The following is a 15,115-nucleotide window of genomic DNA, read 5'->3' as shown; positions in this document are numbered from 1 at the left end:
GCCCGAGGAAGTACCATGCGCACCAGCCGACGAGATTTCATCCGCCTGACGGCGAGCGCCGTTGCTCTATCGACGACCAGCATCAGTGCATTCGCCGCCGATCGTACGGTCAAGATCGGCACGCTGAAGCTCATTCACGGCGTGACCCCGTATTTCTATGAGAAATTCGCGCCGGCCGGCGTCAAGTTCGAGGTCATCCCGTTCGAGACGCCGACCGATGGCAAGAACGCGGTCGCGACAGGCACGGTCGATTTCGGCATTTTCGGCTTCGCGGCTGCGACGCTTGGCGGCGCTAATGGCGAGCCCATCGTGGTGATCGCGGCTGCCTGCAATCGCGGCATGGCCGTGGTCGCCAAGAAGGATTCCGGCATCAATGCGATCAAGGACCTGAAAGGCAAGAAGGTCGCCATCCTGCCCGGCTCGACCCAGGAGGTGGTGATCCTCGACCGGCTGGCCGCCGAAGGAATGACCGTCAAGGATGTCGAGGCTGTCAGGCTCTCCTTCAGCGACATGGCGCCCGCGCTTGCACGTGGCGATATCGACGCCTATGTGGGCGCCGAGCCCGGGCCGGGCATCAGCCTCGCAAATGGCGTCGGCCAGATCGTCGAATATCCCTATACGACACCGACCGGCTCGCTGAACATGGTGCTGACCACGCGCCGGGAGCTGATCGAGAAGGACCCGGAACTCATCAAGGCGCTGCTGAAGACCCATCGCGCCGCCAGCGAATACGCCATGAAGGACCGCGAGGCGTTCATCGCCATCGCGATGCAGAAGCTCGGCCAGCAGAAGCCGTCGATCGAGAAGGCTGCGCCGAATGTCGAACTGACCTGGAACATCGACGACCAGTTCATGAAGCAGGCTGAATATTACGGCAGCCAGATGCTGGCCAAGAAGCAGATCCGCCAGCAGCCGGACTACAAGACCTTCATCGATGCGAGCTTCGTCAAGGCGCTGGCGGCCACGTGAGCGCATCGTGAGCTTGCAATCGACGACGACCACCGCGCCCGAGCGTATCGATCTCGTACAAACGGGAGATTTGCCGGTCGCCGTGACCAGGCCGGGCGGCGAGGCGCTGCGGCGGATGCGCATCGTCGCGCTCGGCCTGATCGTGCCGGCGCTCCTGTTGCTGGTCTGGCACGTGATGGTGCGCTGGACCGGCACGCGGCTGGTGCCGCCGCCATCCGGCGTTGCCATCATGATGTGGGATTTCGCCTTTGGCGGCATTTATGACGACGCCTACAGCGCGAGCCTGCCGATCCATTTCTGGAAGAGCGTGCAGCGAGTCTATGGCGGCTTCCTGTGTGCGGCCGTGGTCGGCATTCCACTCGGTCTGATGATCGGCCGCATGCCTCTGCTCCGCTCGCTGCTCGATCCCACGCTGTCACTGCTGCGACCGATCCCGGTGACGGCGTGGCTGCCGTTGTCGATGATCTTTTTCGGCCTCGGTCCGCGGGCGGCGATCTTCCTCGTCTTCCTTGGCGCGTTCTTTCCGATCCTGCTCAACACCGTCTTCGGCGTACGATCCGTCGATGTCCGATTGTTCGAGGCAGCCGAGATGCTGGGTTGCAGCGGCGCACAGCAATTTCGCTCGGTCGTGCTGCCGGCGGCGCTGCCGAGCATCTTCAACGGCCTGCGCCTCGGCGCCGGTTTTGCGTGGATCCTCATCGTGGTCGGCGAGATGACCGGCGTGCCCGAAGGGCTTGGTGCCGTGATCATGGATGGCCGCACCCTGTCGCGCACCGATCTCGTGATCACCGGCATGATCATCATCGGCATCACTGGTTTTCTGTCGGATCGGATCCTGCTGATGCTCAGCAACTACTTCCTGCGCTGGAGCCCGCAGCACCATGCTTGATCACCCCACCAGTGCGGCGCCGCCAATCCTCGAGATCGACGGTGTACAGAAATTCTATCACGCCTCGAACGGTCCGGTTGAAGCCCTGCGCGGCGTCAGTCTGAGTATCCGCAAGGGTGAGTTCGTCTGCCTGCTCGGCGCCTCCGGTTGCGGCAAATCCACATTGCTGCGTATCGTCGCCGGTTTCGAGAAGGCCACGCAGGGCTCGGTGACGATGTATGGCTTTCCGGTCGAAAAGCCGGGTCCCGAGCGCGGCATGGTGTTTCAGGACTATGCGCTGTTTCCCTGGCTCACGGTGCGCGACAATATCGGTTTCGGTCCAACGCATCGCCGCGTGGCCTCGAAAGTCGTGCGGGAGATCACCGACAAATTCATGGCCATGGTCGGGCTGACCGCATTTGCCGATCGTTATCCGCATCAGCTGTCCGGCGGCATGAAACAGCGCGTCGCGATTGCGCGTGTGCTCAGCAATGACACCGACGTGTTGCTGATGGACGAGCCGTTTGGCGCGCTCGACGCGCTGACCCGGAGCAAATTGCAGGAGGAGCTGGTCGAGATCTGGCGCACCACCGGACTGACCGTGATCTTCGTCACGCATTCGGTGGAGGAGGCGGTGATGCTGGCCGATCGGGTGATCGTGATGTCGGCCGGGCCTGGCCGGATCGATTGTGAGATCGACATCGACCTGCCGCGACCGCGGGACGTGGCCTCGCCGGAGTTCAACACCCTGCGGCGCGAGGTGACACAGAAGCTGACCAGTCATATCGCCGGTAGCCGCGATACGGCTGCGGACTCCTGAGTCGGTCCCCAAAGAGCCCGGAATGAAATTCTCCCGCCGTGATACGAAGTAGAATTTTTGACCTGCAGGTCCGACGCGCATCAGGCCCGCTGTCGTTATTTCCCGTCACCGCTTGTAACCCCTGCCGAACGGCATTCTCTAAGGTCAGAGAAGCCGAAGGCAGTACGATATGGACGCGGTTCCCAGCATTATCGACAGGGTTAAATTGCTCACCTCCGGCTTCGCCGAACGAGCACCTGTGCATGACCGGACAGCGAGTTTCCCGTTCGAAAATTTTCGCGACCTTGCCGATTCCGGGCTGCTGACCTTCCCTGTGGCGCGCAAATTCGGCGGGGGCGGTGCTTCGATCAGCGACGCGGCACGCGTGGTCGGACTTGTCGGGCAGGCCGACCCCGCGACGGCACTGGTGCTGATCATGCACTACATGCACCATCTGGTGATTGCACGCGGCAGTCCGTGGCCGGAGCATCTGATACGCCGCATCGTGCCGGATATCGGAGAGGTCGCGCTGATCAACACATTGCGCGTCGAGCCCGATCTGGGCTCGCCGTCGCGCGGCGGGCTGCCGGCCACTGTGGCCCGTCAAACTGCAGACGGCTGGCGTCTGACCGGCCGCAAGATCTATTCGACGGGATCGCCGATCCTGAAATGGTACAGCGTCCTCGCCAAGACCGATGACGCGGATCCGCAAGTCGGTCTGTTCCTGGTGCCCGCAGGGCTGCCGGGTATCTCGATCGTCGAGACCTGGGATCATCTCGGCCTCCGCGCAAGCGGCAGCCATGACGTCATCTTCGCCGACGTGCTGATCCCGCACGACCATGTCATCGAGCTGCGTGTGCCCGCGGACTGGCGCAAGCCCGATGTCCTGCAGGCGACGATCCAGGCCGCGCTGCTCGGCGCGCTCTATGACGGCGTGGCGCGCGCGGCGCGTGACTGGCTGCTGGACTTTCTGAAATCACGGGTGCCGTCGAGCCTGGGTGCGCCGCTGGCGACCTTGCCGCGGGCCCAGGAGATCGTCGGCGGTATCGAGGCCAGGCTCGCCATCAATGCGCGTCTTATCCGCGGCCTGGCTGCCGATATCGATCGTGACGGCGACCTCGATCCCGTCGAGGCGAATATCATCAAGATGACCGTGACCAACAATGCCGTGGCGGCGGTCGAGGATGCGCTGTCCTTGACCAGCAATCACGGCCTCAGCCGCGCCAATCCCCTGGAGCGGCATTATCGCGACGTCCTGTGCGGTCGCGTGCACACGCCGCAGGACGACAGCATCCGCACCATCGCAGGCCGCCGCGCGCTCGCGCTCTGACAATCACTATCCGACATTGGAGAGACACATGTCCGTCGAATTCATCGGCTTCATCACCAACAACGACGCATCCGAAACCCGCGTGCGCTCCGGCCCGATCCTCGATCCCGCTTATATCGAGACGGTGGCCAAGGCCCATGAGCTCGCCGGTTTCGACCGTGCTCTGCTCGCTTTCCATTCGACCACGCCGGACGGTCTGCAGGTCGCGCAGCACGCGCTTGGTGTCACCGAGAAGCTGAAGGTGATGATCGCACAGCGTCCGGGATTCACCGCCCCGACGGTGCTGGCGCGCCAGCTGGCAACCATCGAGAATTTCCATCACGGCCGTGTCTCGCTGCATGTCATCACCGGCGGCAATGCCAAGGAGCTGCGGCAGGACGGCAATACGCTGGATGACAAGGACGAGCGCTATGCCCGCACCGGCGAATGGCTGGACATCATCAAGCAGGAATGGACCAGCGAGAAGCCGTTCGATTATCACGGCAAGTATTACCAGGTCGAAGGCGGCTTTTCGCAGGTGAAGCCGACGGTGCCGATCCATGTCTTCGTCGGCGGTGCGTCCGATGCGGCCATCGACGTGTCCGGCAAGCATGCTGACACGTTTGCACTGTGGGGCGAGTCCTACGCCCAGGTGCGCGACGTCACCGGTCGCGTACGGGCCGCCGCTGCGAAATATGGCCGCCCGGCGCCGCGCTTCAGCCTCTCGGTGCGCCCGATCATTGCCGAGACTGAGGAGAAGGCGTGGGCCAAGGCCGACGACATCCTCGCCCGTGCGACCGCCCTGCAGGACAAGACCGGCTATCGCAAGCCGGCCGATGGTCATGCAACCGCCGGCGCGAAACGTCTGCTGGCACTGGCAGAGCAGGGCACGCGCATCGACAAGCGGCTGTGGACCGAGATGGCGGCGCTGACCGGCGCCAACAGCAATACCACCGCGCTGGTCGGTACGCCCGAGCAGGTCGCTGAAGTCTTCGCCGACTACCACGATCTCGGTGTCAGTCATTTCCTGATCCGTGGCTTCGATCCGCTCATCGACGCCATCGACTATGGGCGTGAACTGATCCCGGCGACGCGGGCGCTGATCGCTGCGCGCGTTGCGGACAAGGGAGTTGTTGCAGCATGAGACGGCTTGTCATTGCTGCCGGTCTGCTCTTCGCGGCCTTCGCCGGGGCGGCCCATGCCGAGACGACGCTGATCGTCGGGGACCAGAAGGGCAATGCGCGTGCGGTGATGGAAGCATCCGGCGTGCTGAAGGATGTCCCTTACAAGATTGAATGGAAGGAGTTTGCTGCCGCGGCGCCGTTGCTCGAGGCACTTGGTGCCGGCGCGCTCGACAGCGGGCTGGTGGGCGATGCGCCCTTTACGTTTGCGGCAGCCGCCAATGTGCCGGTCAAGGCCATTGCCGCGATCCGGCAGACCGGCGACGGGCTCGCCGTGCTGGTGCCGAAGGATTCCACGATCAAGAGCTTTGACGATCTGAAGGGCAAGAAGATCGCCACCGGCCGCGGCTCGATCGGGCACCAGCTCATTCTCGCCGCACTGGAGAGCAAGGGCTGGACCACCAGCGATATCCAGCTCGTCTTCCTGGCGCCGTCCGATGCCAAGGTAGCCTATACCCGAGGTTCCGTGGATGCATGGTCGACCTGGGAGCCCTATGTCAGCCAGGAAGAAGTGCTGTTCCAGTCGCGCGTCGTACTCAATGCCGAAGGTCTGACATCAGGCCTCAGCTTTGTCGTGGCGACGCCGAATGCGATCCGCGACAAGCACGCCGAGCTCGAGGACTATCTCCGCCGTCTCACCGCGGCCCGCGCCTGGGCGCTGAAGAATGCGGATGCCTATGCGCAGACCTGGGGCAAGCTGATGAATGTGGCGCCCTCGGTGCCGCTGAACTGGCTGAACCGCGCCCAGATCAAAATCGCACCGGTCGATGATGGCGTTGTCGCCGATGAACAGAAGACGATTGATCTGTATTTGCGCTCAGGCCTGATCAAGCAGAAGCTCGACGCCAATGCGCTGGTGGATCGGACGTTCAACGATGCGATCGGGAAGGGCGCTGGGCTGTAAGCTTCGACGATCGCCACAGTTGTCGTCACCCGGCTTGACCGGGTGACCCAGTACACGCTTCTGCTTGCGAGTTTACTGGATCGCCCGGTCAAGCCGGGGCGAAGACAGTCGATGTTGCAACGCCCCACACATCCGTAAATCCACGTATTCCCGCTCCTCATCACCCGGCACAGGATCACCGCCAAACGGAGATCCTGCATCATGCATCACGGCGACATCTCATCGAGCAAGGACGCGGTCGGCGTGGCCGTGGTGAACTACAAGATGCCGCGGCTGCACACCAAGGCCGAGGTTCTCGCCAACGCGCAGAAGATCGCCGACATGATCGTCGGCATGAAGCAGGGCCTGCCGGGCATGGACCTGGTGATCTTCCCGGAATATTCGACGCAGGGCATCATGTACGACTCCGAGGAGATGTACGCGACGGCGTCGCAGGTGCCCGGCGAGGAGACCGACATTTTCGCCGCGGCGTGCCGCAAGGCGAAGGTCTGGGGCGTATTCTCGCTGACGGGCGAGCGCCATGAACAGCATCCGCACAAGGCGCCCTACAACACGCTGATCCTGATGAACGACAAGGGCGAGATCGTTCAGAAGTATCGCAAGATCATGCCATGGGTGCCGATCGAGGGCTGGTATCCCGGCAATTGCACATACGTGTCCGAAGGCCCAAAGGGCCTGAAAGTGTCGCTGATTATCTGCGATGACGGCAACTATCCCGAGATCTGGCGCGACTGCGCGATGAAAGGCGCCGAACTGATCGTGCGCTGCCAGGGCTACATGTATCCGGCCAAGGATCAGCAGGTGCTGATGGCGAAGGCGATGGCATGGGCCAACAACACATATGTGGCGGTCGCCAACGCATCAGGATTCGACGGCGTCTACTCGTATTTCGGTCATTCGGCGATCATCGGCTTCGACGGCCGTACCCTCGGCGAATGCGGCGAAGAAGATTACGGCATCCAGTATGCGGTCCTGTCGAAATCGCTGATCCGAGATGCGCGCCGCACCGGGCAATCTGAGAACCATCTCTTCAAGCTGCTGCATCGCGGCTATACCGGCACCATCAATTCCGGCGAAAGCAACAAGGGCGTCGCGGCCTGTCCGTTCGATTTCTATGCGACTTGGGTCAATAATCCAGATCAGGCCCGCGAGAATGTCGAAGCGATCACGCGGCGGACTGTGGGCGTCGAGGAATGCCCGATCGAAGGCCTGCCGCATGAGGGGATGCTGAACGATCGGTGAGGGAAGGCGGTTCTTCCACACTCAGCCCTCATCCTGAGGAGCGGTCGGTTTCGACCGCGTCTCGAAGGATGGCCGCAAGCTCAAGCCAGGCCATTCATGGTTCGAGACGGCGCCGAAGAAGCGCCTCCTCGCCATGAGAACGGAGAGCAATACGTGGACTACAGCACCGTCTTGAACGGCGTCACATCGATCCCCGCGGCCTGCAATCCGGCCCGTACCTGGCGGCCGATCTCCACCGCGCCATGGGTGTCGCCATGGATACACACCGTGTCCATTTTCATCTTGATGACCTTGCCGGTGATCGAGATCACTTCACCCGTCTGCGCCATCTTCACCACGCGATCCGCGACCAATTTGGGATCATGCAGCACCGCGCCTTCCTTCTTGCGCGAGACGAGATTGCCATTGTCCTCATAGGCGCGGTCGGCAAACACCTCATGCGCCAGCGGCAAGCCGGCGGCTTCACCGGCAGTCACCAGCTTTGAATTCGCCAAGACCACGAAGGTCAGGTTGCGATCCACCGCCTTGATCCCGGCCGCAATGGCGCGAGCGGTCATGTCATCCTCGCAGGCGACGTTGGAAATCGCGCCATGCGCCTTCACATGGGTGACCTTGTAACCTTCCATGGCGGCAATGCCCTGCAAGGCGCCGATCTGATAGGCGATCAGGTTCTCGATCTCCAGCGCAGTGAGGCCGACGATGGGACGGCGACCGAAGCCGTGCAGATCGCGATAGCCGGGATGCGCGCCAATCTTCACACCGCGCGCCTTGGCAAGTTGCACGGTCTTGCGCATCACATCGGCATCGCCGGCGTGATAGCCGCAGGCGATGTTCACCGATGTCGCGAGATCGATCATCGCGGCATCGTTGCCCATCTCCCACATGCCAAAGCTTTCGCCGAGGTCGCAATTGAGATCGATGGTCATGATGGGCTCTCCCGGTCGGTTAGGTGTTCACCGTGGCAACCTGCCACGTCGCGTCATTGATGGCGTCGATGGCGGTGCCGGCGACATTGGCGTTCAGCAGCGCCTTGATGTCCAGCATCAGGACGTTGGAATCATGGACGCGGCCGGGCAGGCTCTGCAGCAAGTCTGCATAGGCGCGATACGCCGCCTGCGCCTCGGCCATGGTGATGGCTTTGAAGCGGAACGGCATGCCGGGCTGGGTCTGGCCGAAGCGACCGAGGTCGGCGGATATCACCGTCGCAATTTTTGGATAGCCGCCGGATGTGCCGCGATCCGGCATCAGCACGATGGGCTGGCCGTTGCCAGGCACCTGGATCGAGCCATTCACGGTGCCGTCGGAGACGATATTGTGGCCGTGCAGATGCTTGATCACGGGCCCTTCGAGCCGGTAGCCCATGCGGTCGCTGGTGGCGGAGATCTTCCAGTCGCTGTTGAGGAAAAGGTCCTTGCCGTCGGCGAACTCGTCATCCTGCGGGCCGAGCACGACACGGATCGGGCCCTCGACAGGCGCAGGAAGATCGATGCGTTTCTCGGTCGCAGCACTTGCTGTCGCCACCAGCAATTCATCGCCGGCCTGCAGCGGGCGCGGATAGGGGCTGCCGAGACCGGCGCGGGCGTTGACGGCAAGGCTGCCGAACATCGGCTCTCCACGCACGCCGCCCTCGATGGCGAGATAGCCGAATGTGCCAGAGCGGGCGACGCCGATATTGATGCTCTCACCATCGGCGAGCGTAACCGTGGTATTCACGATGACTTGCGTGCCTGCGACGTCGGCTGGGCGCAGGGCGCCGCTCAACGCGACGCGAACCGCGCCACCTTTGGCGGTGAAGATCGAATTCAGCGGACCGAGTTCGATGGTCGCCGCAAAGAGCGAATTGCCGAGCAACGCATTGGCAGCAGCCATCGCGAGACGATCGACGGCGCCAGACGGCACAAGGCCGTAGCGCTGCGCGCCAAAGCGGCCGATATCCTGCACCGACGTGCCGGGGCTGACGGAAGCGATGATCAGCTTGCTCATGACGGGATCAACTCGGCCACGAATTCTCCCGCGTCCGCTGCGCGATCCTGCTCCTTGAACGTCTGCTCATCGACGGCAGCGAAAGTGATGGCATCGCCGGGTTCGAGCAGGAAGGTCGGATCGCGGCCGAGCTGATAGGTGCGCACGGCGGTGCGGCCGAGCAGGTGCCAGCCGCTCGGGCCGGCGAGGCATTGCACGCCGGTCTGGATGCCGCCGATGGAGATCGTACCGGCCGGCGTCAGCAGCCGCGGATTCTGTCTCCGTCCCATCTGCATGTCGCTGGGCAAGCCGGAGAGATAAGACCAGCCGGGCGTGAAGCCGATCATCGCGACCTTGTAGTCGCCGGCCACATGGCGCGACACGACTTCGTCAGGCGTGATGCTCAGCGCCTTGGCGACGTCTTCCAGATCGATCCCGTTCTCGCCACCATAAGCCACAGGAATACGCCATCGACGCGCGGCCTTGGCTTCAGGCAATGGCTTGAGCGCCAGTTGTGTCAGCGTCTCGCCGAGTGCTTCAAAATCGATCTGCAGCGGATCGTAATGCACCAGCAGCGACCGATAGGTCGGGACGGTTTCGGTGACGGCCGGCAGCGCCTCTGCCGCCACGAGCTTGTCCAGCGCCAGCACGCGACGATTGGCGTCCTCGTCGATGGTGCGGCTGAATTCGACAGTGATGGCGGCATCGCCGGATGGCAGGATGCGGGGCGGGGAGAGAACTGCGGCCATGGCGTCTCACGTCGGTCAAGAACACGCTTTGCATAGCGCGTTTTGCCGGCGAGTGGAATTCGCGATTTTGAAATAGCCGTGCATCTTCAATAAATTAATACACATGGTGGCGATAAGCTGCAGTGATCGCAATGCATTTTCTTGCGGCAGGCCACGCGTGCGACGGCGCCCCTTGACGCCGTGGCATTCCACCGCAAGATGCGCCGCCTGATAACCCCCTGACGGAAAGCTCCGCGCATGTCCCTGTCTCCCGAAGTCATTGCCACCCTGTCCAAGATCTCCACCGCCACCATCACCACGGTGTTGCTGAAGAAAGGGCTGCGTAATGTCTGGGTCCGCGGCGCCAAGCCGTTGCGTCCGGGCCTGCCGCGGCTCGTCGGGCCTGCTTTCACGCTGCGCTTCGTGCCGGCCCGTGAAGACCTTGCCACGCCGGAATCCTGGTCGTCGCCAATCTCGACCCGCACCGCCATCGAGGCGATGCCGGAAGGCTGCATCGCTGTGGTCGATGCCATGGGCATCACCGACGCCGGAATCTTCGGCGACATCCTGTGCGCGCGCATGCAGAAGCGCGGCGTTGCGGCGCTGGTCAGCGACGGCGTGGTGCGTGACGTCGAAGGCGTGCTCGGCACCAATCTGCCCGTGTGGTGCGACGGCTTTGCGGCACCGGCTTCGGTGACTGGCCTGACCTTTGTCGGCTGGGGTGAACCGATCGGCTGCGGCAGCGTTGCCATTTTCCCGGACGATATCATCGTCGCCGATCAGGATGGTGCAGTTGTGATTCCGAAAGCGTTCCTCGATCACGTTCTCGCCGAAGGCGAAGAGCAGGAGCGCATGGAAGCCTGGATCGTCAATGAGGTGAACAACGGCGCTTCGCTGCCGGGCCTCTATCCGATGAATGCCGAGACCAAGGCGCGCTACGCCGCGTCGAAGAAGTAAGACTAAGACGATGTCACCCTCATCCTGAGGAGCGGCCGCAGGCCGCGTCTCGAAGGATGCAGATACGATGAACATCTCATGGTTCGAGACGGCGCGTTGCGCCTCCTCACCATGAGGAGCAGAGAGAGAGAGACCGTGCCATGAAGCTTTTCCCTGCAGGTTCGCGTCCGACCAAACGGGCGCCGGAAGAGTATTTTACGGGCACGGTCTGGCAGGATCCGGTCGTCGTTGCCGAAGCGCCGGCGCGGCTTGTGACGTTCCGCGTGAGTTTTGAGCCAGGCGCGCGCACGGCCTGGCACACGCATCCGTTCGGCCAGACGTTGTATGTGACGGACGGTGTCGGCCGGTTTCAGACGGAAGGTCAGGCGATCGTCGAGATCAAGCCGGGCGATACCGTCTGGATTCCTCCGGGTGAGAAACATTGGCATGGTGCTGCGCCGGAAACCGGCATGGTCCACATCGCCATGCAGGAATCGCAGGATGGCAAGACAGCGGACTGGATGGAGAAGGTGACCGACGAGCAGTATGGCAAGGCTGTCGGTTGAATCGGCACATTTGTAACTGAACTGTCGCCACCCGCGAAAGCGGGTGGCCCAGTAAACTAGGATGGCGTGTTGATATTGCTGTCAGTGTCTACTGGATCGCCCGGTCAAGGCGGACGAAGACAGCGGAGTTAATTTACCCGCGTCCAGGTCTGACCACCGCAGAACATGCCGCCGAAGGCGCAACCCTGCACGCGCAGCGAATCATTGCCGTTCAACGCGATGGTCGAGTCATAGGTGCTGCGGCTTTTCGGATCGTAGATCTTTCCGGCCCATTTGTTGTCGCCCGGCTTCATATTGATCAGGATCTTTTCGCCATTGGCCTCGGTCTTCTTGTCCATGGCATAGCCGCAGATGTCGTTGCCGCAGGCTTCGATGCGGATCTTGCCTTCGTTCTTCTCGGTCATCCAGATCCCGAGCGGCGAGGCGGCGGCCGCGGCCGTCGGTGCCGGTTTCACGGCAGAATCGGCGGCAGGCGCATTTGCAACCACGGTCGATTGCGCGGGCTTTGCAGGCTCTGCTGCGGCAGGCGTGCTGCTCGGTGCTGCGGCTGATGGCGCCGGCGGCGTGGCAGTCGTCGCTGGCGCCGCAGGAGCGGCTGCGACAGGCGCAGGTGCTGGTTGCGCAGGCTGGGCTGTGGTCGATGGCGGGGCGGGTCGCACGCGCTCCTCTCGGGGGGATGGCGCCGTGTTGCTCTCGCGGTTGTCGCGGTCACGATCGCGGCGAACGCGCTTGGTGTTGTATTCGAACACACCGGGGATCGAGACCGACACGCAGTCAGCAGAACTGCAATCCTTCGGTGCGTCGATGGTGACGGTCTGGCCGCCGATATCAAAGGAGTAGGTGTCGGCAGCCTGTGCTGTCGTTGTGGCCAGCAGGATGGCGGCAATGGCGGCGAAGCGCGTCATGATGGTCCCCTGAACGTTTGCGCATCCGGTTCCGATCCATGAGCTGCGTCTCGCCTCCAGAGCGCAGATCTCACCGAAACCGTTGTGCTTCTTCGTCGTCAGGACAAAACGGCGGGTTCATGCCGCCGTTCCGAAAAGTTAGGCTGGCGTCAACTTTCGCCCACAGCTTCGACCTGGGGCACCTCGCGGCTGATGGTCATCTGGCGCTTCAGGCTCTGAAAGCGTTCGCGTGCCGCACTTTCGCGCGCATTGATGAATGCGACCACCTCGCCGCGGGGCATCGGACCTGACGGAATCGGCCGCGAATGGCTACCGATGGTCTCATCGACGAAATACTGGCCGTCCTCGTCGCGCCGTGCAGTCCAGCGGAAACGAATGGCATCGAGCGGGCCAGGACCAAGGCGGGTATAGCCATCGACCTCGGCAGGCTCGATCGCGACAAGCTCCGCCACCGCTTCGGAGTCGTGCCCAGGCGCCGTGGTTGGCGCGTCGATCTCAGCAATGACGGTTTCCTGCTCGACGGTCACCGTGACCCGCTCGGCGACGACCACGACGGTGTCTTCACCGGCCGCCGCCGGCTCTGCCGTGGCGATCCGCGACAGCGAGGATTCCTTGCTGTCGAGAATGCTGGCAATGGCGGCAAGGGCGTGATCGGTCGGATCGCTCTGGGTCATGCGGTGGCTCCCGGTAAATCCAAAAGGCAAATCAAGGTGTTAGATGCCGGCGGTGAGCCGGCTATATGACACTTTCACAACGCCTGTGGCCGTTTTGGGGCGTGCCGGCGACCATTTGCCCGGCAGCCGTGCACGTCACCGTCAGTCCAGAATGTCGGCATTGACCACATTGGCGCGGATCGGTTCGCCATCGATGGCACTCAGCATGTTGCGAGCCGTCTGCAGACCCATGCGGTCGAGTGCTTCGCGGGTGACACCGGCGACATGCGGGGCGATGATGACATTCGGCAACTCGAACAGCGCGTGACCAAGCGGAGGTGGTTCGGCTTCGAACACATCGAGACCGGCGCCGGCGAGCTTGCCTGACGTCAGGGCGGCGTAGAGCGCGGCTTCCACGACGATGCCGCCGCGGGCGGTGTTGATGAGATAAGCCGTTGGCTTCATCTTCGCGATGCGCGCGGCATCGAACAGGCCAGTGGTTTCCGGCGTCTTTGGGCAGTGCAAAGTGACAAAGTCCGCCTGCGCGACACCGGCGTCGAGATCCTTCACCGGCTCATAGCCAGCCGCCTTGATCGCATCGGCGGAGACATAGGGGTCATAGATCAGCACGTTCATTTCCATGGCCTGGCAGCGCGATGCGGTGCGCGTGCCGATGCGGCCGAAGCCGATCACGAGAACGGTCTTGCCGAACAGATCGAATGGCAGTGCGGTGAAGCGCGTCGCCCATTTGCCGTCCTTGACCATGGCATGCAATTCGGCCGCGCGCTTGGCCAGCGTGAGCATCATGAACAATGCTTGTTCGGCAACCGAAGGCGAATTGGCGGTGCCTGCGATCATCAGCGGCACCTTGTGTTTGCTGAGCGCCGGCACATCCACTGCGTCATAGCCGACGCCGATACGGGCCACGACCTTCAGGTCTTTGCTGGCTTCGAGCTCGGGCGCGCCGAAACGCGTAGCGCCAAGCGCTGCGCCGTGTACGGGCGCATTGGCTTCGATAAGTTTGAGGAAGTCCGGGGCGGAAATCAGATTGCTGAAGTTGATGATCTCAATGTCATCGCGCGCAGCAAACAACTCGCGACCTTGCGGAGAGAGCGACTCGGTGATCAGAAGTTTCTTCTTGTTGGTCGCCATATCCACCCCTTGAGAGATTCTATCTGTGATGCGCAAACATTCGCCGTTGCGCCGGATTTATCTAACAGGCTTGGTGCGACGAGGTCCATATCGGCTGCTGCAGCACATGCATGACGCCGCTGGTGGACTTGATCGAAGCGAAGCGACTATGTTCGATGCTGCAGATTCCGGTCTGCGGATTTTGCTGCGCCGCAAAAGCGGCCATGGAGATGCCGATGATCCGATCGTCCCAGCTGCATCGCTTGCTGTGTGTCACTGTCGTCATGTTGCTTGGGCATGTGAGCGCCGTTCATGCCCAGGGGCTGGTGCAGGGGATGCAGCAGGGTGCGCGCGACGGCAATCGTGCGGCAGGGCCGATCGGCGGCGTGCTGGGCGGTGCGATCGGCGGTGTCGTCGGCGCGGTCGGCGGGGTGCTCGGCGTGCCCTCGAACAACAACAGCGTGCGTGGGCCCGTGTCTGGCGCCCAGTCTAATACCAAGCAGGCCAAGGCAAAGAAGGGCAAGAAAGGCGCCGAGCAATCGCCGGAATTGACCGCCGAACAGATCGTCGCCAATAGCGACGCCAACATTACCCGCATCAAGACTTCGCTCAATCTGACCCCTGAGCAGGAAAAGAACTGGGCCGGTTTCAGCGATGCCATGCATACGCTCGGCAACAATGGCGCCGAGCGGCTCAAGCTGCGCAACGCCCGCGCCAAACGCGATCCACCGGACGACATCATCGAGCAGATGCGCAATGAGGCGCAGTTCCTGAATGATCGCGCCGGCGATCAGCGTGCCGTCGCGGACGCCGCAGAGCCGCTTTATCTCGTGCTCGACGAGAAGCAGAAGGCGATGTTTATCCAGGAAATGGTGAAGCTCAGCCGCGAACGCGGTCTCGACTGAGCGAGGTCTTCGGGAACCTCTTTGTCGGGCGCACGTTTTTCCTCCAATCACAGGAGG

16 protein-coding genes are annotated in these 15,115 nt (G+C 62.6%); 10 read left to right on the top strand and 6 right to left on the bottom strand.

From position 1 onward, the window contains the following. The first annotated feature begins 15 nt into the window (after positions 1-15). The 7 genes from AC1RQ5_RS17585 (at position 16) to AC1RQ5_RS17555 (ending at position 7,272) form a co-directional block, all read left to right on the top strand. Positions 16-969: an ABC transporter substrate-binding protein gene (locus tag AC1RQ5_RS17585; RefSeq protein ID WP_398482089.1), complete on the top strand. Its 954-nt coding sequence runs from the start codon at positions 16-18 to the stop codon at positions 967-969. 115 nt (positions 970-1,084) lie between these two features. Beyond that, complete coding sequence (locus AC1RQ5_RS17580) at positions 1,085-1,858, top strand: ABC transporter permease (protein WP_493203458.1); 774 nt, start codon at positions 1,085-1,087, stop codon at positions 1,856-1,858. Continuing rightward, positions 1,851-2,657 carry an ABC transporter ATP-binding protein gene (locus tag AC1RQ5_RS17575; RefSeq protein ID WP_493200631.1) on the top strand — a complete coding sequence of 269 codons (807 nt, stop codon included), beginning with the start codon at positions 1,851-1,853 and terminating at the stop codon, positions 2,655-2,657. The genes AC1RQ5_RS17580 and AC1RQ5_RS17575 overlap by 8 nt, the downstream gene beginning before the upstream one ends. A gap of 169 nt (positions 2,658-2,826) precedes the next feature. Further along, positions 2,827-3,966 (top strand): acyl-CoA dehydrogenase family protein, encoded by a 1,140-nt coding sequence (locus AC1RQ5_RS17570; RefSeq protein ID WP_493200630.1) that lies wholly within the window; start codon positions 2,827-2,829, stop codon positions 3,964-3,966. A gap of 28 nt (positions 3,967-3,994) precedes the next feature. Continuing rightward, the gene (locus tag AC1RQ5_RS17565; protein ID WP_493200629.1) at positions 3,995-5,089 is read left to right on the top strand and encodes an LLM class flavin-dependent oxidoreductase; all 1,095 of its coding nucleotides are present in this window, start codon (positions 3,995-3,997) and stop codon (positions 5,087-5,089) included. Then, on the top strand, positions 5,086-6,030 hold the full coding sequence (locus AC1RQ5_RS17560; protein ID WP_493200628.1) for an ABC transporter substrate-binding protein: 945 nt from the start codon (positions 5,086-5,088) through the stop codon (positions 6,028-6,030). The genes AC1RQ5_RS17565 and AC1RQ5_RS17560 overlap by 4 nt, the downstream gene beginning before the upstream one ends. A gap of 201 nt (positions 6,031-6,231) precedes the next feature. Next, positions 6,232-7,272: an aliphatic amidase gene (locus AC1RQ5_RS17555; protein WP_493200626.1), complete on the top strand. Its 1,041-nt coding sequence runs from the start codon at positions 6,232-6,234 to the stop codon at positions 7,270-7,272. A gap of 158 nt (positions 7,273-7,430) precedes the next feature. Here the strand turns inward: AC1RQ5_RS17555 and AC1RQ5_RS17550 are convergent, their stop codons facing one another. The 3 genes from AC1RQ5_RS17550 to pxpB are packed head-to-tail and all read right to left on the bottom strand — an operon-like array spanning position 7,431 to position 9,983. Further along, positions 7,431-8,201, bottom strand: a complete 771-nt coding sequence (locus AC1RQ5_RS17550) for a LamB/YcsF family protein (protein ID WP_398482905.1) — start codon at positions 8,199-8,201, stop codon at positions 7,431-7,433. Positions 8,202-8,217: 16 nt separating this feature from the next. After that, positions 8,218-9,255, bottom strand: coding sequence for a 5-oxoprolinase subunit C family protein (locus AC1RQ5_RS17545; RefSeq protein WP_493200625.1), 1,038 nt, complete (start codon positions 9,253-9,255; stop codon positions 8,218-8,220). Then, entirely contained in the window at positions 9,252-9,983 is a 732-nt protein-coding gene (pxpB, locus tag AC1RQ5_RS17540; protein WP_493200623.1) for a 5-oxoprolinase subunit PxpB, read from the bottom strand. The genes AC1RQ5_RS17545 and pxpB overlap by 4 nt, the downstream gene beginning before the upstream one ends. 237 nt (positions 9,984-10,220) lie before the next feature. Here pxpB and AC1RQ5_RS17535 point away from each other — a divergent pair, with 237 nt between their 5' ends. Both AC1RQ5_RS17535 and AC1RQ5_RS17530 read left to right on the top strand, forming a co-directional pair. After that, the gene (locus AC1RQ5_RS17535) at positions 10,221-10,919 is read left to right on the top strand and encodes a ribonuclease activity regulator RraA (RefSeq protein WP_493200621.1); all 699 of its coding nucleotides are present in this window, start codon (positions 10,221-10,223) and stop codon (positions 10,917-10,919) included. Positions 10,920-11,059: 140 nt separating this feature from the next. Then, positions 11,060-11,464 carry a (R)-mandelonitrile lyase gene (locus tag AC1RQ5_RS17530; RefSeq protein ID WP_493200619.1) on the top strand — a complete coding sequence of 135 codons (405 nt, stop codon included), beginning with the start codon at positions 11,060-11,062 and terminating at the stop codon, positions 11,462-11,464. A 128-nt stretch (positions 11,465-11,592) separates the two neighbouring features. On the opposite strand, the gene AC1RQ5_RS17525 is transcribed toward AC1RQ5_RS17530, so the two are convergent. From AC1RQ5_RS17525 to AC1RQ5_RS17515, 3 genes are all read right to left on the bottom strand, one after another. After that, positions 11,593-12,369: a DUF2147 domain-containing protein gene (locus AC1RQ5_RS17525; RefSeq protein WP_493200617.1), complete on the bottom strand. Its 777-nt coding sequence runs from the start codon at positions 12,367-12,369 to the stop codon at positions 11,593-11,595. 149 nt (positions 12,370-12,518) lie between these two features. Beyond that, the gene (locus tag AC1RQ5_RS17520) at positions 12,519-13,043 is read right to left on the bottom strand and encodes a hypothetical protein (RefSeq protein ID WP_493200615.1); all 525 of its coding nucleotides are present in this window, start codon (positions 13,041-13,043) and stop codon (positions 12,519-12,521) included. Positions 13,044-13,184: 141 nt separating this feature from the next. Beyond that, on the bottom strand, positions 13,185-14,174 hold the full coding sequence (locus tag AC1RQ5_RS17515; RefSeq protein ID WP_493200614.1) for a hydroxyacid dehydrogenase: 990 nt from the start codon (positions 14,172-14,174) through the stop codon (positions 13,185-13,187). Between the two features lie 215 nt (positions 14,175-14,389). Between AC1RQ5_RS17515 and AC1RQ5_RS17510 the strand changes: the two genes are divergently transcribed. Continuing rightward, complete coding sequence (locus AC1RQ5_RS17510; RefSeq protein WP_398482873.1) at positions 14,390-15,058, top strand: Spy/CpxP family protein refolding chaperone; 669 nt, start codon at positions 14,390-14,392, stop codon at positions 15,056-15,058. The last annotated feature ends 57 nt before the right edge of the window (positions 15,059-15,115 follow it).

This window comes from Tardiphaga sp. GW821-FHT12E02, from assembly GCF_058807155.1.
This window is presented reverse-complemented; position numbering and strand designations above follow the sequence as displayed.